Below are 19,902 nucleotides of genomic sequence, written 5' to 3' on the forward strand. Positions count from 1 at the left end.
CAACAAGGGCAAAACGCTATTATAAAAAAAAATTCAAACTTTTTTAATTTTCTTGTCAACCAATTCTAACTTGTCCACGTTATTAAGAGTACAAGGTTCGAAACCGTCAATTTGTACCGGCATCCACAATATTTTCGGCGACCTTCTACCAAAAGCAATAAGCTTGGCGTGAACGTTAAACTTTTAAAACAGCAGCTTAAAAGTTTGGTGTATCCACCGTTTTTTGACCGACGATTTCATCATCACTCGAATCGTCGGTCTTTATTTTTCAGAACAATAAAAATAGGAATGAAGGTCATGCAACCTTTGGTCTACTTTGAAATTCAATCTTCAAATCCTGAACGTGATCTTCAATTTTACCAAGCGATCTTTGGCTGGCAATTTACCAAGGTTGAAGGTCTTCCCATCGAATATTATCAAATTGATACAGCGAATATACATGGCGGTTTATTAAAGCGCCCTGCGGAAATTCCTCCGACACATTGTGGCACCAATGCCTTTACCTGTTCCATTCAAGTCGAAGATTTTGATGCAACCGCGGCAAAAATTTTAGCGCTGGGGGGACAAGAAGCCATGCCCAAATTCGCTATTCCGAATAAATGCTGGCAAGGCTATTTCATCGACCCAGACCACAACACTTTTGGCTTGGTACAACTCGACCCAAACGCAGCTTAAAGGATAATGTTCTTGCGACTAAAACTATCGCCTTCATCATCTACAGCATATCTGGGCATGTAAAATATGCTAAGTTATACACGGTATTTTCACGCTTTGAGATCACATGACTGTTCGCTTTTTTCATACTTCTGACTGGCACTTGGGACAATTTTTTTATAACCATTCCCGTCAGTATGAACACGAACAGTTTTTAACGTGGTTAGTCGATCAAATTAAATTAAAACAGCCACATGCCCTACTCATTGCGGGGGATATTTTCGATGTGATTAACCCCGCATCCAGTGCGCAAAAACAACTTTATCAATTTTTGGCAGATGCACATGCGGTGGCTCCGCACATGCAAACCCTCATGATTGCGGGGAACCATGACTCAGGTTATCGTATTGAACAAGTAGAGCCACTGCTGTCTAAATACAATGCCAAAGCCGTCGGGGTCATTCATAAAAATACCGAAGGACAGCTCGATTTAAATCGTTTACTCATTCCAATTTATGATGAACAGCAGCACATTGTGGCTTGGTGCTTAAGCCTGCCATTTTTACGTCCCGCCGAAATTACGGGAATCAATGAACAGACCAGTGACAGCAAAACTGCTATCGCTCATTTACACCAACAGCTGATTGCTGAAGCCAAACAACGTAAAACGAAAGATCAAGCCTTGATCCTGATGTCGCATGCCCATATGCAAGGTGCGGAAACCTCGGACTCAGAACGCCCGATTATTATTGGCAATGAAGAAGCGCTTTCAACGGCACTGTTTGATGAAGTGATTGATTATGTGGCGTTAGGTCATTTACACAAGCCACAAAAAGTTGGACAAGAACATATTCGTTATAGTGGCTCGCCTATCCCTCTGTCTTTTAGTGAAGTCAATTACAAACACCAAGTATTAGAAATTACCATCGATCCACAACTCGCTCCCTCAGAATGCTTACAGCTTGAAGTATTGCCTATTCCGCGCAGTATTGCTCTACATCGCATTCGCGGCGAAATGCATGAGGTGCTGCAACAACTTCGCAATTTAGCGACAGGTGAAATTGAGAATATTGATCAACGTGAATATGTCGACATTGAATATCATAGCTTGACGCCCCCACCTCCCAATTTACGTCAGCAATTTGAACAGGCGTTACCTGAAAGTCGCTATCGTTTGGTCCGAATTTCACGCCAATATTTATCTTCAGAACAAAATGCCTCGAATGCGCAAAGCATACAGCTTGAGCCGCCGACCCCAGCACAACTGTTCCAAAATGTATGGCAGAAACAAGGTTATGCCGCCGATAATGATGTCCTCAATGACTTTATGAGTTTGGTACACGAAGCACAAAAAACTTTAGAAGATGAACAAAACGGTTAAAGGGTTGCCATGAAAATTTTATCTATTCGAATTAAAAATCTGGCATCCCTCGCGGGTGAGCATCTGATTGATTTTGATGCTGAACCACTAGCCAGTGCAGGTTTAATCGCAATTGTAGGTAAAACGGGTGCGGGTAAATCGACCATTTTAGATGCCATGTGTTTAGCACTATTCAATAAAATTCCACGCCTAAAAGACAGTGATGGGAAGTTACTCGATAGTGATGGCTCAGAATTACTGACCAATTCGCCACTCACGGTTTTGCGTCGGGGTACAGGGCATGGTTTTGCCGAATTATGTTTTATCGCACAAGACCAAAAATGTTATTTGGCACGATGGGAAGTCAAACGTGCACGTGAAAGTGCTTCGGGCAAACTACAAAATGTACAACGCTATTTAAAATGCTTAACTGACGATGTGGTGGTTGCCGATAAAAGTAAAGCGGTAGAAACCCATATTCAACAGATTACCCAACTCAGTTTTGAACAATTTACCCGCGCGGTGTTATTGGCACAGTCTGAAGTGACTGCTTTTTTAAAAGCCCGCGACAATGAACGGGGCGAATTATTAGAATATCTGACCAATTCCAGTATTTTCGGTAAAATTGGACAGTTGGCTTATGAAAAAACCAAATCGATCGCGACGCAGCGTAAAGAACTGGAAAATGTCTTAGGTCATATTGAAATTCGCTCCGAAGAAGAAATTACAGCACTACGCACTCAATATGAAACTGCTCAACAGCATTATCAAACACTCGAGCAGGAAAAATCACAATATCTTCAACAACAGCAATGGTTTACGCAATTATATAAATTGGAACAAGATATTATTCTGAAACAGCAACAGTATGAAACCCAACGACAAGCACATACAGCCTTAGCACCAGATCGCCAACAACTGAGCCAACTCGAAACTTTTTCTGCGATACGTCCCGTCGTATTTCAGCAACAACAAATTCTAAACAGCCTGCAACAGCTTGAACCACAAATTCAGCAACAACAGCAGCACTTTACTGCCCTAGTCACTCAATTTGAACAAGAGAAAAATCAGTTTAATCAAGCTGAAACTGCATTGCATCAGTTACAAGATTTCGAACGACAACATCAGCAAGAACTGGATGATGTCCGTAAATATGTACAAGAACGTGACTATATTGCCGATGAATATAAAAAGACCAAAAGTCGTTTGCAACAACTGGATATGCAGCAGCAACCTTTACGCGAACAGCAACAGCAATTTGAACAACAATTACAACACTTGATCACACAACAGCAATTCTGTGCCACCCAACTGCAAAACAGCGATCAGTTTGCAACTTTAGATCAAGGTTTAAATGCCCATCTTCAGCAACTCAAGCAATTTATTCAACACTATCAAAAAGTTGAAAATACTTTAGGCAATATCCCGCAAGCACAGCAACAGCTTGATCAAGACAAAATTCTGCTACAAAAATTAGTCACAGAATTTGGAGCGACGGCTCAAATTGAAACTCAACGAGAACAACAACAGAAAAACAGGGAGCAACAACTTATTCGACTGAATCAACTAGATTCAGTTCAGCAAAAACTAGAGTATTTCTTTGCCTTAAGCAATGAAATCCTGAGTCTGACGGAAAAATTACACAGCATTCAACAACAGCAGCAACAACTTCAGCAAAGCACTAAACAGGCAGAAATCGAATTTCAATCTGCAAAAGCTGAACGAGAAAAACTACAAAGTTTCTTACAACAACAGCGCTTGTTACATACCGAAAATATTGAACATTTACGTGCAGCATTACAACAAGGAGAAGCCTGCCTCGTCTGTGGCAGTACAGAACACCCCTATCGTGATGATGAAAATCTAGTCTCGAAGGCATTGTATGAACTGCAACAACAGCAAGAACAACAGGCGATTCAACAGGAACAACAATGTCTGCACCTGTGGCAAACCGCCCAACAACAAATTACTCAAATTGGCACTGAGCATGTCCAACTGCAACATTCGATACAACAACTCAATGAAAAATCTGATCGACAAAAAAATGAGTTACAACATCACTTCACGCTATCCGAGCTACCTTTAGATTTAACCCGTCCTCAACAGGAAATTTTAGCCACACTACAGCATTGTGTTGCAGAAAGTACTCAGCTTAAACAACAGGCAGAACTTGATTTGCAACAGCTCAATCAAGCACATAAAGATCAGTTGCAACTGACACAAAACATTCAAAATAACACCCATCAACTGGCATCTGTACAGCAATGGCAACAGCAAATTCAACAGATTATGGCATGTCTATCTGCAAATGAAAAAACTGCATGGGTCGAGCATCCGCTGTCTACAGCACAACACACAATGCAGTATTTACAACAACGTGCGCAGCATATTGAACAGCGTGATCGCTTAAATAAGCAGAAAGAACAGGCTGAACAACAACTAAACATTCTTAAAGTAAATCTCAGCAGTTTAACTGTTCAGCACATCGAGTTCGCGCAACAACTGAAAGAGGTTGAAGCCAAAGGAAAGCACAATGCTGAAGCAGCTCAGCAACTTATTATCAACATGACTGGCTCCAGCGAGCTTAAAGCCAATGAATGGCTTCAGCAGCATGATCAACAACGTCAACAGCTACAACAACAATACCAACAGCTCAAACTGAGTTTTGAACAGGCACGTCAAAACTTCGAACAACACAAAAATGCCTTGGAACAATTGAAAGCACAACAGCAGCAACAGATCCATGCACTGGAGCAAGCTCAAACAGAAATTTCAACGTGGTTAACGCAGCACAGTGAATTTTCCGAGCCACGTTTAAAAACGCTACTTGCGATTTCCTCAACGCAGGAACAACAACTGCGTTTATCCTTGCAACAGGCAGATCGTCAATTGAGCGAAGCTGGCTATGCATTGAAAACACTACAAAACCAATTACATGAACATCAGCAATATCAATCCAAGACAAATCACGATCAATTGTTGCAGTTACTTGAGCAAAATACAGCACAATTACAACAACTGACAGAACACCGTGATCAACTCAGATTAACACTGGAATTACATCAGCAAAATTTAGCCAAGCAGCAGCAATTCGCAACCCAAATACAACAAATTCAGCAACAGGAACATCGTTGGGCCAAAATTTCGGGCTTGATGGGTGATGCGACAGGAAAAAAATTCCGCGATTTGGCACAGCAATATCACCTCGATATTTTAATTGAATATGCCAACCAACAATTAGCCCTTCTATCACAACGTTACACCTTAAAGCGCTTGGATAACTCGCTCAGTCTTGCCATTATTGACCATGATATGGATGGAGAAACCCGTTCTGTCGCTTCGCTTTCAGGCGGAGAATCCTTTCTCACCGCATTGGCTTTATCCTTGGCAATTGCCAATATGGCAGCAGGTTCCATGAAAATTGAATCGCTATTTATTGATGAGGGTTTTGGCACTTTAGATGCTTCATCTTTACACATGGTGATGAATGCATTTGACCAACTACAAAATCAAGGACGCAAAGTGGTTCTCATTTCACATATTCAAGAAATGCATGAGCGCATTCCTGTTCAAATTCAGGTACAACCCATAGGTTCTGGTTCTAGCCGTATTCAAATTGTGTCTTAATTGCCTGTGCGTAAGCTTCTGCCCATTTAAACTTTGCTTCCATCAAACAATAAAAAAGGCTTCATTAAGAAGCCTTTTTTATGTTCACCCAGTCATTAAGTTACATTACTTTTTACGTAATGCATCCTGACATTCTTGCTCATCACAGTAGCCATACAGATTTAATGAATGACCTGTTAAGGTAAACTTATGTTTTTCTGCCACTGTATGTTGTTCATGTTCAATAACTTCGTTAGTAAATTCAATAACTTTATTACAGTTTTGGCATACAAGGTGATCGTGGTGATCATCTTGCATAATTTCAAAAACAGAATGATTATTTTCAAAATGGTGACGCTGAATAATACCAGCAGCTTCGAATTGCGTTAACACGCGATAAACAGTTGCTAAACCGACATCTTCACCCTGTTCGAGTAAAGTCTTATAGATATCTTCCGCGCTTAAATGATGTTGTTTTGAATTTTCTAATAATTCTAATATTTTAATTCGTGGAAGTGTAACTTTAAGTCCAGCTTTGCGTAAGTCTTGGTTTGAAATAGGCATGTAAAAAGGTCTCTCTCAACAAATTTAAAGTTGGAATATGCAACAAAGTTAAGATGCAGTATGATCTATCCGTGGATCAAATGCATCAAAATTAATTTGGGATAGTGTAGCAAAATGCAAAAAATCATGTTGACGTTATTCGTCACTTCACTGCTCGCGGGCTGTTCGACCTTGGGCGTTTATAAAGTAGATATTCCTCAAGGAACACCATTAACACAAGCCCAAGCCTCAAAAATCCAAGTCGGCATGAGTCACCAACAAGTGCGTTTCTTACTCGGTAGTCCAACGATTACAGATCCATTGAATCCATTACGATGGGACTACGTCTACAATTATATCCCAGGAACTTATGCTAAAAAAGCCAAGATTCCAGCAGCGCATGGTCAGCATTTGAAAATTTACTTCGATCAAAACGGTATTGTGAACAAAATTGAGGGTCTAGAAACGATTCCAGAATCACAACCTGGTTTACCTGGATCGAAAGAAGCGATTTTAACTGCGCCCCCACTATAGACGCTTTAAAATAAAAAGAAACCCCTCATTGAGGGGTTTTTCATATCATTTCAATTGTTTAAAGCGATTGCCTTTGGCATAGCGTCCCACAGGGTTATTGGCTGCACGGTTACGTCGAATATCCTTTGGATTGATGGTCAACGCCCGATAAATTTCAACCCGATCACCTGCTTGCAGCAATTGTGTAGGTTCTTGCAAACGTACACCAAAAATCCCCAACTGCAAAATTTCAGGTAATTCAACCTGCTTTCGAATTCCACTTTGCTCAATTGCATCTAATGCAGTCATGCCCAATTGAAAGGGAACTTCCAGATGGAACTGTTGTTCCGAGGTCGCATAGGCCACCCAAACTTTGGCTTGCTCCGTCATCAGATCAATTGCCCTAATACCGACACAATTGCAAGAATGATAGACAATGGGAGTACAATACGCACCGCAATACGCCAAACATTGTAAAACAGCTCGTTACTGAAATTCATGGCTTTACGCAAATGGCTGATTTTCATAATCCAGCCCGCAAAAATGGCATAAATTAAGCAAATCACTAAACCCCAAAGCACCAAGACAATATGAAAAACTGGAGTAATTTCTGGAATTGCCCACACCAAAACCGCCGCTATAATGATCGCCCATTGTACAACCACAATCATCTGACGTTGTGCCAGTTGTTCACGTGCTAGTTGTAGTTGTAATGCCGCTCCTGCAACAGTTGCGACCAATAAAGCAATCACAGGTAATTGTGCCGCTACAGCAAAATAGGCAAATGCCAACACGGCAACCAACTGGGCAATCCAAATCGGCAATACAGTTTTGCTGGCTACATCATCTTGATTCACTTGAACTAAGCTGGTCTGCCAATACAGCCCTAAACCTAAACCACTCGCAACCAATGCCAATACGGTTGCACTGCCCCACTCACTAAACTCAAGTGCAGTCATTTGCCAAGCAGGTAAAGCTGTTCCACTCACTTGTGCAAAAACCAACGCGGCAATGACACCGACAGCGGTGATTAATGCCAAAATCATGCGTGGTGCTAAAGATAAAATAACTGCTGCAATAGCTGATCCCACAAAAAGATATTGTGGGGCAACGCCTTGAGCCAGCCATTGTACGCTGTATTGACTGACACTAAATAACATCGCACCAGCTAGAAATGGAATAAACACCACCGCCATCCAACCAACTAGACGCCATCTTGGAGATGCATCCGCATCACGCGTTAAATTAGACAGTGCATTTAATGCTGTAGTTTTCGAACGTTTTGCTAAAGCTATTTCTAAATAGCAAATTGGCAAAGCCAAAACCAACATAGTGCCTAACCAAAGCAACCAGAAATCGAGTTGACGCTCTGTTTGTATTCCCACTATAGGCGCCACAGTGGCAATAATGATGAATGACAAACAAAAAGCCATCAGCGGCGATAACCATCGTGACATAGCATTGTCCTGCATGATGCATTCCTAATAAAAATCTATCGCTATTTTGCCTTTCTCATGCGTGAAAATCAAAAAGAAAAGCAAACCACCGCATTCGATGGCTTGCTGCGCCAATGCTTTTATTTCTTTTTTTAACTTTTTAATTCTTTTGCACAGCATGTCCTTGCTGAATTTTAGACCTTACTGTACTTAAGAGAAGAAACGAGCAAACCAATTCTTGCCCTTTTTCTGTTCTTTTTCTTTAATAATTCCCATCATGTTTTCTTTAACAGCACCAACATAATCGGCATCATCGTGTTGGATATGATTAATCAGCCATTTCGCTAAGACTTCATGTAATTCAGCCTCAATAGAATGCCCCATTTCAAAACGGTCACGATAAGACTCTATTTTTTTAATAAATAAATCATGTACACGCTTATGAGGTACACGGTATTTGTAGCCCGCTTCCTCTTGTAAGGATTCTTCAAAAGTAAAATGCGATTGGGTGTAATCAATAATATTATCGAGAATCTGTTTAATGCGATCACGGTCTGTGTGAAGAGCAATATCATCAATTTCATTAATATAATCAAGGATTCGCTTATGCTGATCGTCAATCACATCGATACCGGTATTATATTCTGGAACCCATTTCATCTTCATACGCCCCCCATTTAACATTCATTATTCGTTACTCGAAAAAGATAGTAACGGTATTAAATTTAAATAAAAAACAAGTAAATTACTCTGGATTCAAGTTTTTAGCGGAATCAACAGACTAAGATAATGATAAATATACATTAATTGATTTATACCCGATCAAAAGAATAAGATATTTTTTAACCGCAAACATTATTTTTTCTTTAATTATAAAAATGTTAATTTTAACAATAAAACATCAGCACCTATGCAATTCTCACGCGCTGATTAATATTGATCAGCACGGGTAATTCGTTTTAACGTCGGATTGGCTTGTTCACGCACTAAGCGCTCTACCTGAGTAAATGCACGCTGAATGGGTTGACCATATTGGAATAAAATCATTTCGCCAGGTTGAAATGCCTGCCAAACTTCATTCTGCGTCAACGGTTCAGTGGTAATGACGGCGACGCGATCTTCAGGCGTGGTCACTTGACTAAAATCGACTTCAACATCAAGGTCAATTAACTGTGCCGGCTTAAATGGATATTCCCGTACCAACCAATGCAATTTGGTAATGGCATAACTAAATAATGCCTGACCATTGGATAAGCAAAAGTTAAACGTACCGTGTTCTGCAATTTTTGGAGCAATTTCTAAGAGCAACTCAAACACTTGGGTTAAAGATGGCTCGACATAACCAAATTTAGCCACCAATTGATCCAATAAGAAACAGAATGCGCGTTCACTGTCCGTATTGCCTATCGGGGTAAAACGTCCAGTTAATGGTGGATCAAAATCCAGTAAGTCACCATTATGCGCAAAAATCCATTGACGCCCCCATAGCTCACGCATAAACGGATGTGAATTCTCTAAGTTAATTTTGCCTTGGGTCGCTTTACGAATATGTGCAATCACATTGCGTGATTTAATCGGATAATTCCGTACCAATTCCGCAATTGGAGATTCAACCGCAGACTGATTATCCACAAATAAACGACACGCTTTGTCTTCAAAAAAAGCAATACCGAAGCCATCACAATGATCTGAAGTAATGCCCGCACGCTGTGAAAAACCACGGAAAGAGAACGTAATATCCGTTGGGGTCGCACAATTCATTCCGAGCAACTGGCACATAAGCAACTATAAACACTTTAATAGATTATGGGTTTATTGTGCATGACGACAGCAAGGCTTGTAAATCTTAATCTGTGCTAGGTTCAGTAATTTTAATGCTTAACGCTAAAGCTGCTTTTTCATGACAAAACTCTTCGCCATTTTATTCACTTCCAGTAAGACAAAATAATCCAGACAATTAAATTCACGATCATAAAATGCTTGCTGTGATAGTTTGGCGTGCATTTTTAAATACACATCAAACAATTTGGGAATTTTTTCATCTTGCGCAAAACTGTATTCAGGATGTGTCGGCTCATACGCCACTTGAGGTTGAATCGCACAGGTCTGTGTAGGACTGAGTTGTTTTAAATATTGATGCGTATAATACGCACGTGCCTGATTGCCTTGTAAGCGGATACTGACACAACCAATCAAATATTTTGCCCGCATCTCCCAAAGGACTTTAGGAACGAGATTGAGCCATAAAATGGATAAGGCACGACTAGAACGATAGCGATGATGCACACAAGTTCGTCCAATTTCTACAATATTGGATAGATGTCCCAGTTCATCAATAATTTTAAATTCTTGCGCGCTATAGCTCTGTGCCAAATCGTGTCCTTGTAAGAGTTTTAAACGTGTATAGGCAACAATTTCATTGCTGTATTTATCACGTAGTACTGCATGTTCACAGCCAAAATCATACAAGTCCTGATCGATATCTTGATCGAATGTAATTCCGAATTGTTGGGAAAATTGTACAGCGCGAAATTTCTGAACTTCATGTAATTGTTTTAAATCTTCCACCCATTCAAAGCGGTATTGATGCGTCTGTTTTTCAGTTTTTTTTTGTAATGGGAACGTAAGGTTTTGACGATATAGATTCAACTTTTCAAACATTGTTATGCGCTCTTCTGGCTTTTTTCATACACTAGGCAATGCAGATGACAATACAATGACCAAAAAATGACGGCTGTTAAATAATCTCCACAATAAAAAACCAGCCCTTAAGGACTGGCTTTAAAACAAGATAAACCGAATGGGTTAGTGTTTGGCACGATTGGTAATTAATGTACCCACACCATGATCGGTAAAGATTTCCAACAAAGTTGCATGTGGCACACGACCATCCACAATATGTGCACTCACTACACCACCTTTAACTGCATCTAAGGCGCAACCCACTTTTGGAATCATGCCGCCATAAATCACGCCTGTTTCAATCAAACGATCGACTTCCTGCGTGGTTAAGCCCGTAAGTAAGTTTTTATTTTCATCCAATACCCCTGTGATATTGGTGAGTAAAATCAACTTTTCTGCACCCAGTGCTTCAGCCACTTTACCTGCTACAAGGTCAGCATTAATATTGTAGGTATTGCCTTGATCATCGACACCCAACGGGGCAATGACTGGAATAAAGTCGCTTTGGGTAAACATTTCCAGTACATCCGTTTTCACACCAACGACTTCACCCACCAAACCTAAATCGATTTCTTTTACCGAACCATCTTCTTGGTTTTTCTGCATCAACAATTTACGTGCGCGAATTAAATTGCCATCTTTACCTGTTAAACCAATGGCACGACCGCCATGTTGGTTAATTAGGTTCACAATGGATTTATTCACACTACCACCCAAGACCATTTCTACCACTTCCATAGTAGCAGGGTCAGTTACACGCATACCATCAATACGGTCAGACTCACGCCCCAATTGTTTTAGGAAAGAGTCAACTTGAGGACCACCACCATGCACCACAATTGGGTTTAAACCTACGGTTTTTAACAACACAATATCACGTGCAAAAGAGCTTTCTAGCTCTGGATCGGTCATTGCATTGCCGCCATATTTTACGACCAGCGTTTTACCCGAAAAACGTTGAATATACGGCAAAGCTTCAGTCAAAATTTGTGCTTTGTCGATGCCAGTCTGCTGATGTGGCATTCGCCTCTCTCCTCAATGAGCATTTAAAATGTCGTGCGCGATTTTAGGATATCGATCACTTAACATGGAAACAAATGATTGCCGAATATCATTTAAACGAGCAGGATTATCGGCATCAAAACGAACAGTAAAATATTCGCCAGTATTGGATGCTCGAATAATGCCAAAACCATCTTCAAAATCAAGCCGTACACCATCAATTTTACTCAATTGAGCAGCAATGTGATGGCTCTGGACTTCGATATCGGCCAATAATGATTTAGGGTCAGTACTATAAGTACTGATATAGGTATCTTCGGTACTGCAACGCTCAGGGTATTTAGTGAGTGCTTGTGAAAGCGTGAAATCTGGAGCTTGACTTAAAAATTCAAGTACGCGTAAGGCGGCATATAAGCCATCATCATAACCAAAACCACGCCCATCATTAAACACGTAGTGTCCAGCATATTCCCCACCAAACACAGCTTTTCCATGTGATTGCATGAGATGTTTCTTTAAGAAGCTGCTGCCTGTACGAATCATTTTGGCTTGCCCACCCAATTCACGCACTGTATTGCGTACCATGGTCGAGCATTTCACATCAAACACCACTTCATGCTGAGGATGCGTAGCAAGGCACATTTCAGCAAATAAAGACAATAACCGATCTGCACCAATAATACGGCCATGCTCATCGACAAATACCAGTCGATCGCCATCCCCATCGAGTGCAATGCCAATATCTGCGTGTTGCTGTTGAACTGTTTCAGTCAACGTCGTTAAATGTCTCGCTTGCGACGGGTCTGGTGCATGATCGGGGAATTCTCCATTAGATTCACAACGCAGTGCAGTCACCTGACAGCCTAACTTTTGTAAAACCAAAACGGCACAGCGCCCTGCCGAACCATGTAAACCATCAATCACCACATGGAAAGGACGTTTCAGTTGAATATCGTCTAAGATGGCTTGCTGATACTGCAAACAGTAGTTCACATCAAATTGATGCTGAACATGGGTTAAAGGGACTTTACGTTGAGGAGAAAACTGTAAACTCGCGACATAACCAACTTGTTGGATCATTTCAGGGCACGGCGGTTCACCTTGCATAATCCACTTAATGCCATTGTCACTTTTCGGATTATGACTGGCGGTCACCATAATGCCATTGCCTGCAAATTGGCACGCAGAGTAATACAACATTGGGCTAGAGCAACAACCCACATTCACAACATGAAACCCTTTCTTTTCAAATATTTTTTGTATTATTTGGGCGTAAGCTGGGCTACTCAAACGAGCATCATAACCAATCACCACTGTGGTTTGAGCGGCTTGTTGGTACTGGCAGGCCAGACCATGGGCTATCGCTTCAACCAATTCGGGTGTTAATAAGGTTAATTTTCCACGGATATCATAGGCACGAAAGACCTGCCATGGAAATATAGGTTGTTGAATATTCATATATTTGTAACTTCTGAATCCAACGAATACATTAAAAAATCGTCTTATTCATACAACGTAAATGTTTTAAAATATTTCTAGTTTATATCTGAATAGAATTGAACTGTTAATACTATTTAAGTGTTGTTGACAGCTTATAAAGTTGTATTGAATAAAATCTTTTATATTTCAGAATGAAAGAGCCCATAGGCTCTTTCACATCAATATCAGTTTTTACCTGTATGTCCGAAGCCACCTGCACCGCGCTCAGTCGCCACAAATTCGTCTACTTGTTCAAATTCTGCTTGCACCACAGGGACAAGTACATACTGGGCCAAACGTTCACCAGGTTCCAAGGTAAACGCGTTTTGACCACGGTTCCATACCGAAACCATCAACTCACCTTGGTAGTCTGAATCAATTAAACCCACAAGGTTACCCAAAACGATACCGTGTTTATGTCCTAAGCCTGAACGTGGCAGGATAAGACCTGCAAAAGCTGTATCTTCGATATAAATAGCTAAACCTGTTTTAACCAGTACTGTTTGACCCGGCTCAATGACAGTGGGTTCAGTCACACATGCACGTAAATCTAGACCTGCTGAACCCTGCGTTGCATAAGTTGGCAATGGCCATTCTTGTCCTAAACGTGCATCTAGAACTTTAACTTGAACCTTCATATTGTTTCCTACTGTTTCAAAATTAATATCGCAATCAACGCTTAATCAAAGCGCGTAAATTTTCGAGGTAGTGTTGTGCTTGTTGCTTGGGATCAACATTGCCCGCGAGCTTTTTCTTGCGTCCCAACCACTCCAATTCATCTTGTGGCAATTCATCTAAAAAGCGGCTTGGGGTCATTTGACGCATTTGCCCACCTGCTTTACGTTGCTCTGCCAAGGTAATGGTTAAACCTTGACGTGCTCGAGTAATTCCTACGTACATCAAACGGCGTTCTTCTTCGACCGTTTCAGCCGCAATCGAGTTTTTATGTGGCAGTAGCTCTTCTTCCAAACCAATCAAATACACAAATGGAAATTCCAAGCCTTTCGACGCATGCAGTGTCAACAAATTGACCTTATCGGTGTCTTCTTCTTCCTGTTGCTGCTCCAACATATCCAGCAACACCATTTTGCGAATCACACTTTCAATATTGCGCTCATCCACATCTTCTGCACGGTTAATCAAACTCTGAATACTGCTATACAGCACTTCAATATTGTCGAGCTTGGTTTTTTCCTGTGCAGGTGTAGCCGCAGACTCTTTGATATAGTCGATATAGCCTGCTTCAAACATCATTTGGCGAATAATCGGTACTGGTTCATCATCTTCTAGCAATTCACGGGTAAAATTAGCAATGAACTCGGCAAATTCAGCCAATTGCGTAGTGGCCTTTTTTGGAATTGCCATGGTCAACCGTTGATCGCCTGCCGCTGCCAATAAAGACAAATGATTTTCTTGCGCAAATAAACCGAGTTTTTCTAAAGTAACAGGGCCAATGGCGCGTTTTGGCGTATTAATAATACGTAAAAAAGCACTGTCATCTTCAGGATTAATGATGAGGCGCAGATAACTCATAATATCTTTGATTTCTGCACGGGCGAAGAAGGACTGACCACCAGATAACTTATACGGAATCTGCATTTGACGCAGTTGTGTCTCTAAAATACGTGCTTGGAAGTTACCCCGATATAAAATGGCATAATCTTTCCAATTTTTCCCATTCATCAACTTATGCGTGATCAGGTCTTTCACCACGCGTTCTGCTTCATCATCATCATTACGACAAGTGATGACACGAATCACTTCGCCATGGCCTTTATCTGACCAAAGTTTTTTATCAAAAATATGCGGATTGTTACCAATTACTGTATTCGCCGCTTTTAAAATACGACTGGTCGAACGATAGTTCTGTTCCAGTTTAATCACTTTTAAATTGCGAAAATCTTCATTCAGCAAAGCCATATTTTCTGGCTTGGCGCCACGCCATGCGTAGATCGATTGGTCATCATCGCCCACAGCCGTAAACTGCCCCATCACACCAACCAAGAGTTTCACCAAAATATACTGTGCTGTATTGGTATCTTGATATTCGTCGACCAACAAATAGCGAATGCGATTTTGCCAACGGTCTCGTACTTCTTGATTTTCTTGCAACAAGCGCGTTGGCATCACAATCAGATCATCGAAATCTACCGCATTGTAGGCACGTAAATTGCGCTCATAGAGTTGGTACAAATGCACCATTTGAATGTCTTCAGGCGTTTCACAGGTGGTATGCGCCTGTTCAGGTGGAATCAAATCATTTTTCCAGTCTGAAATCATTTTCATGGCTTTGGCGATCAGTTCTTTACTCTCTGCACCCGACATATTATCGCGGTGCATTAAGTCCATCAAAATACGCTTACAGTCATCTGCATCTAAAATAGAAAAATTATTTTTTAATGGCGTGTGTTTCAACTCTAAACGTAACATGTTTAAACCGAAAGTATGAAAGGTCGAAACCGATAACCCTTTCGCTTCTTCACGTGACAACAACTTGGTCACACGCTCTTTCATTTCACGTGCAGCTTTGTTGGTAAAGGTCATCGCAGTAATGCGATAAGCAGGAATCCCGCAATGTTTAACCAAATAAGCAATTTTACGGGTAATGACTGAAGTTTTACCCGAACCAGCCCCTGCAAGTACTAACAAGGGCCCTTGAGTATATTTCATGGCTTCAAGTTGCTTGTCGTTTAACTGACTTGCCAGCGACATAGTGTTTCCTCTTTTTGATCCGAACTAGATTATAGACATCAAACCCCCAGATGCCTAACCTAAAATGACGATTATCTGTTCATAAAAAAAGCCACCTTTAGGTGGCTTTTCCGAAACTCAATGATTTCTATGCAAACAAAATATTAATTATTTTGTTTCATACACTGTAATTTCTACACGACGGTTTTGTTCACGGCCCGCAGCAGTATCGTTGCTCGCGATTGGTGAAGAAGAACCGTAACCACGTGCAGTCATACGTGAGCTTGCAATCCCTTGAGATGATAAATAGCCCATTACAGAGTTTGCACGGTTTTGAGATAATGGATTGTTAATCGCATCTGTACCTGTGTTATCAGTGTGACCATGAATTACAAGTGCAAGTTTGTTGGCTGTACCATCTTCACGTAATACACGTGCAACATCATTCAATGCTGTTTGGAAACGCGGTTGAATGGTCGAAGAGTTGGTTGCGAAGGTAACACTTGGCATTACAAGGTTAATCGAACCATCTTTGTTACGGTCTACATCAACGCCAGTACCCGCAAGTTCTTCACGAAGACGTTTCTCTTTTTTGTCTAATAATAGACCTGCACCACCGCCCACTACAGCACCAATTGCCGCTGCTTGACCCATTTTATCTTTGTCTGCATTTGAATATGCAAGACCTGCACCCAATAATGCACCTAGACCTGCACCGATTGCCGCTTTGTCATATTCCATACCAGTGCCAGTAGATTGACAACCTGAAAGAACCAACGCCCCTGCTACTGCTGATGAAATTAATAGTGCACGCATGACATGCCTCCATTTGTGTGTTTTGTTTATGCTTGAAATAGTCGCCTAAAAATAAGGCTTAGACCATTGATCTTTTGTAAATAATAGCTTGTATGGTTACATTTTGTAATAATTAATTCCAACGTTGAATATGCATTCATCACATTCCCTACATGTTTAATAAATCATGAAGGATAATTTACCAAACACAACGCTTGTTTTATTTTCAGAATTTGCAACTATAATTCAATAACGATAATGGATGATCTTACTTAGGATTCTTTTTTATATGTCATCTCAAGCAAACAAACAACCCATATTAAAAAAAATCACACGTGGACTCACTGTTGGCGCTGTCATGACGGGCAGCACTTTTTTTCATGGGCCACCTGTACTTACGCTTGGTTTAACCAAACTATTTAAACAATCAAAAAAAGTCGATAAAACCAATATTCAAATTACCAATAGCTGGCTTGGGGTCAATAACTGGTTGATTGATCATGTTTTACCCCATCTAAAATGGGACATTACAGTCGATGATGATCTCGACTTAAGCATGCAAGGTCGTTATTTAATGACCTGCAATCACCAAAGCTGGGTCGACACGACAGTGAATCAATATTTTGGCCTCACACGTATGCCACTAACGCGGTTTTTCACCAAATGGGAGCTGATTTTTATTCCCTTTGTTGGACAGGCGTTTAAAATTTTAGGCTTCCCGATGATGAAGCGGCATACCAAACAAGAAATTGAGAGAAATCCTGAGCTCAAATTCCGCGATATAGAAGAAGCGCGTAAAGCCTGCGAACAATTATTGAGCCAGCCTTTTACCTTACTGAACTATTTGGAAGGAACACGATTCACGCCAGAAAAGCATCAGCAACAAAATTCACCCTATCAACATCTACTTAAACCGAAAGCCGGTGGCTTAGCCCTCGCCCTCGATATTTTAGGCAATCAAATTGATGCGTTAGTCGATATGACGATTGTCTACCCAGATGGTGCACCTGGTTATGGCGAATTCTGGTTCGGTGAAGTGGGGCGAATTGCCGTGAATTTACGTAAAATTGAGATTCCGGACTGGGTTTTAGGTGGAAACTATGAAGATGACGAAGAGTATCGTGCACGCTTCCAAGCATGGGTCGATCAACTCTGGACCGAAAAAGATCGGCTGATAAGTCAAATGAAAGCACAATATTCAACGACTGCTGAAGTGAATAAGGTATAAGCCGATGAAGCAGAACAGTTCCGCCAAAAAATCAAAATATCATCGTGTCGATCCGCAGAGTTGGTCATTCAAAATCTATCTGATCTATGACATCTTTATGGTATTTCTGATCATTTTTAACTTGTTCTGCTTAGCTGCCAATTTTTTCTTAATGAGTAATATTGGCGGTTGGTTCTTAACCTCACTTCATTTAGATGAAATTCTCAATTTTTATCGTACACATCTACATCCTTGGGTGATTACCACCGAAGCTTGGTTTATTTTGTTCTTAATTACTGAGCTTCTGGTACGTTGGACGATTGCAGTCATTTATCGTCATCACCGCCGTTGGTTCTTTTTCCCTTTTATTCATTGGTATGAAATTCTAGCCATTATTCCACAGCTACGTTTTCTACGTTTATTCCGTGCAGGGATTATTGTTTTTCGTCTGCATGAATTGGGTTATAACGTCATTCCAGAATCCATTCAGAAAAGAGCCAAGTTTTATTATCGTGTGATCATGGAAGAACTCTCTGATCGCGTGGTTATTACGGTATTGGATGGGATAAAACATGAACTGAATACCAGTTCAACCCATAAAAAAATCATTCATGACTTAGTCGATCATCATCGGGTGTTATTTGCGCAAGCTTTGGCTGAGCTTTTGCAGGAATCACTGGCAACAGAATTACAGCAACGCCAAACGTTAATTGCTCAAAATATTGGCGCGATTGTAAATCAAGCCATCGAAGATACACCTGAACTCACCCAACTGTTACGTTTAATCCCGATTGTCGGTGGACGAATTGAACATCAAATCCAGAGCATTGGGCAGCGTTTAGGAGAAAATATTACCTATGGTATTTTAGAACCGTTAGTCTCTGGAAGCCCTGAACAGCCTAATCATACCTATAAGCTTATTGCCGAAAAAGTCAGCGAATTGAATATTGATAACCATGCGCTCGAACAATTGGTTGAGTCTGCGGTATATGAAAGTTTGGATGCCATTCGCAAGCAAGTGAAGGTGAAACAGTGGTTAGAAGACCTTGAAGAGCTCGATCAAGCTAAAGAATAAGCATTAAGATAAAAAAGTTACAAACTTGGCTAGAGAATTCAAAGAATTTGTTCTAGGATTTGCTCTATTTACAACATCGCTTCGGCATAAAACCAATAGCTTCGAAGTCTTAAGGATAAAATATGGCTGATATTCGGATCACCGGTAGAATGGTTAACTTTAGTAGATTAACCTTCGACACAAATGACCATAATGCCATTCGTCAACAACTGACCCAATTACTTCAAGACAGCACAACTCATGGTGCGCTGGTGATTTTAGACAGTACCGTTGAACAAGAGCTGATTGCCCTAATTCAACTGCTGCTCGATTTAGATTTACAGCCCATGGCGGTGATTGAAGGTTTACTGGGTGATGAAGCACGTGCGATTCAATTTCCCGTACTTCCCGCTGACAGTAGATCGTTACAACGTATTAAAGCCACCCAAGAACAAGTGGTTGAAACTGCTGTGCAAGCACCCGAAGCAGTAATCGAAAATACACAAAAGACATCTCCATTTCCACGGAATATTGGACATATTACCTCGTATCACGATGAAATCTTACGAACAGGCCAATGTTTAATCCAAGATCATGGCGATATTATCGTCAATGCAGGGATAAATAGTGGTTCAGAAGTAATTGCTTCAGGAAATATACATATTTATGGCAGTGCTCGTGGTAGAGTTATCGCAGGTGCTGGTGGAAACAGTGCTGCTCGCATTTTCTGTCACTCACTTGAAGCCGAATTGGTTTCAATTGCAGGGACATATTGTGTCGCCGATGATATTCCACCCCATGTCTTAAAGAAGTCTGTACATATTTATTTAAATGAAAACCAAGAGCTGGAATTTAAAGCTCTGGAATTTTAATGTATAAA

18 protein-coding genes are annotated in these 19,902 nt (G+C 40.8%); 7 read left to right on the plus strand and 11 right to left on the minus strand.

Annotated elements, in window-relative coordinates:
* The first annotated feature begins 297 nt into the window (after positions 1 to 297).
* The 3 genes from E0H94_RS01990 (at position 298) to E0H94_RS02000 (ending at position 5,641) form a co-directional block, all read left to right on the plus strand.
* Complete coding sequence (locus E0H94_RS01990; protein ID WP_131324886.1) at positions 298 to 675, plus strand: VOC family protein; 378 nt, start codon at positions 298 to 300, stop codon at positions 673 to 675.
* Positions 676 to 781: 106 nt separating this feature from the next.
* Positions 782 to 2,035, plus strand: a complete 1,254-nt coding sequence (locus E0H94_RS01995; protein ID WP_131324887.1) for an exonuclease SbcCD subunit D C-terminal domain-containing protein — start codon at positions 782 to 784, stop codon at positions 2,033 to 2,035.
* Between the two features lie 9 nt (positions 2,036 to 2,044).
* Positions 2,045 to 5,641: an SbcC/MukB-like Walker B domain-containing protein gene (locus E0H94_RS02000; protein ID WP_131324888.1), complete on the plus strand. Its 3,597-nt coding sequence runs from the start codon at positions 2,045 to 2,047 to the stop codon at positions 5,639 to 5,641.
* A 105-nt stretch (positions 5,642 to 5,746) separates the two neighbouring features.
* On the opposite strand, the gene fur is transcribed toward E0H94_RS02000, so the two are convergent.
* Positions 5,747 to 6,184 (minus strand): ferric iron uptake transcriptional regulator, encoded by a 438-nt coding sequence (gene fur, locus E0H94_RS02005; RefSeq protein WP_131262904.1) that lies wholly within the window; start codon positions 6,182 to 6,184, stop codon positions 5,747 to 5,749.
* Between the two features lie 114 nt (positions 6,185 to 6,298).
* Between fur and E0H94_RS02010 the strand changes: the two genes are divergently transcribed.
* Positions 6,299 to 6,697, plus strand: a complete 399-nt coding sequence (locus E0H94_RS02010) for an outer membrane protein assembly factor BamE (RefSeq protein ID WP_116762046.1) — start codon at positions 6,299 to 6,301, stop codon at positions 6,695 to 6,697.
* A gap of 45 nt (positions 6,698 to 6,742) precedes the next feature.
* On the opposite strand, the gene E0H94_RS02015 is transcribed toward E0H94_RS02010, so the two are convergent.
* From E0H94_RS02015 to E0H94_RS02060, 10 genes are all read right to left on the minus strand, one after another.
* Positions 6,743 to 7,066: an RnfH family protein gene (locus tag E0H94_RS02015; RefSeq protein WP_131324889.1), complete on the minus strand. Its 324-nt coding sequence runs from the start codon at positions 7,064 to 7,066 to the stop codon at positions 6,743 to 6,745.
* Positions 7,066 to 8,148 carry a hypothetical protein gene (locus E0H94_RS02020; protein WP_131324890.1) on the minus strand — a complete coding sequence of 361 codons (1,083 nt, stop codon included), beginning with the start codon at positions 8,146 to 8,148 and terminating at the stop codon, positions 7,066 to 7,068. Before E0H94_RS02020 ends, E0H94_RS02015 begins: the two co-directional genes overlap by 1 nt.
* Positions 8,149 to 8,322: 174 nt before the next feature.
* On the minus strand, positions 8,323 to 8,778 hold the full coding sequence (locus E0H94_RS02025) for a bacteriohemerythrin (RefSeq protein WP_131324891.1): 456 nt from the start codon (positions 8,776 to 8,778) through the stop codon (positions 8,323 to 8,325).
* A 264-nt stretch (positions 8,779 to 9,042) separates the two neighbouring features.
* The gene (locus E0H94_RS02030) at positions 9,043 to 9,891 is read right to left on the minus strand and encodes a class II glutamine amidotransferase (protein WP_131324892.1); all 849 of its coding nucleotides are present in this window, start codon (positions 9,889 to 9,891) and stop codon (positions 9,043 to 9,045) included.
* 105 nt (positions 9,892 to 9,996) lie between these two features.
* A complete protein-coding gene (locus tag E0H94_RS02035) occupies positions 9,997 to 10,773 on the minus strand; it encodes a GNAT family N-acetyltransferase (RefSeq protein WP_131324893.1) in 777 nt (258 codons plus the stop codon).
* 144 nt (positions 10,774 to 10,917) lie between these two features.
* On the minus strand, positions 10,918 to 11,817 hold the full coding sequence (argB, locus tag E0H94_RS02040; protein WP_116762036.1) for an acetylglutamate kinase: 900 nt from the start codon (positions 11,815 to 11,817) through the stop codon (positions 10,918 to 10,920).
* A gap of 12 nt (positions 11,818 to 11,829) precedes the next feature.
* Positions 11,830 to 13,254: a phosphomannomutase/phosphoglucomutase gene (locus E0H94_RS02045; protein ID WP_131324894.1), complete on the minus strand. Its 1,425-nt coding sequence runs from the start codon at positions 13,252 to 13,254 to the stop codon at positions 11,830 to 11,832.
* A 206-nt stretch (positions 13,255 to 13,460) separates the two neighbouring features.
* On the minus strand, positions 13,461 to 13,913 hold the full coding sequence (gene dut, locus E0H94_RS02050; protein ID WP_131324895.1) for a dUTP diphosphatase: 453 nt from the start codon (positions 13,911 to 13,913) through the stop codon (positions 13,461 to 13,463).
* 34 nt (positions 13,914 to 13,947) lie between these two features.
* Positions 13,948 to 15,987, minus strand: coding sequence for a UvrD-helicase domain-containing protein (locus E0H94_RS02055; RefSeq protein WP_131324896.1), 2,040 nt, complete (start codon positions 15,985 to 15,987; stop codon positions 13,948 to 13,950).
* A 147-nt stretch (positions 15,988 to 16,134) separates the two neighbouring features.
* Positions 16,135 to 16,782: an OmpA family protein gene (locus tag E0H94_RS02060; protein ID WP_131322459.1), complete on the minus strand. Its 648-nt coding sequence runs from the start codon at positions 16,780 to 16,782 to the stop codon at positions 16,135 to 16,137.
* Positions 16,783 to 17,050: 268 nt separating this feature from the next.
* On the opposite strand from E0H94_RS02060, the gene E0H94_RS02065 reads away from it, so the two are divergent.
* The 3 genes from E0H94_RS02065 (at position 17,051) to minC (ending at position 19,894) form a co-directional block, all read left to right on the plus strand.
* Positions 17,051 to 17,989: an acyltransferase gene (locus tag E0H94_RS02065; RefSeq protein WP_131324897.1), complete on the plus strand. Its 939-nt coding sequence runs from the start codon at positions 17,051 to 17,053 to the stop codon at positions 17,987 to 17,989.
* Between the two features lie 4 nt (positions 17,990 to 17,993).
* Entirely contained in the window at positions 17,994 to 19,043 is a 1,050-nt protein-coding gene (locus tag E0H94_RS02070) for a preprotein translocase subunit SecA (RefSeq protein ID WP_131324898.1), read from the plus strand.
* A gap of 122 nt (positions 19,044 to 19,165) precedes the next feature.
* Entirely contained in the window at positions 19,166 to 19,894 is a 729-nt protein-coding gene (gene minC / locus E0H94_RS02075; RefSeq protein WP_131324899.1) for a septum site-determining protein MinC, read from the plus strand.
* Positions 19,895 to 19,902: the final 8 nt, after the last annotated feature.

Origin of the sequence: Acinetobacter sp. ANC 4173, assembly GCF_004331255.1 — a bacterium.
In the GTDB taxonomy this organism is placed as follows: domain Bacteria; phylum Pseudomonadota; class Gammaproteobacteria; order Pseudomonadales; family Moraxellaceae; genus Acinetobacter.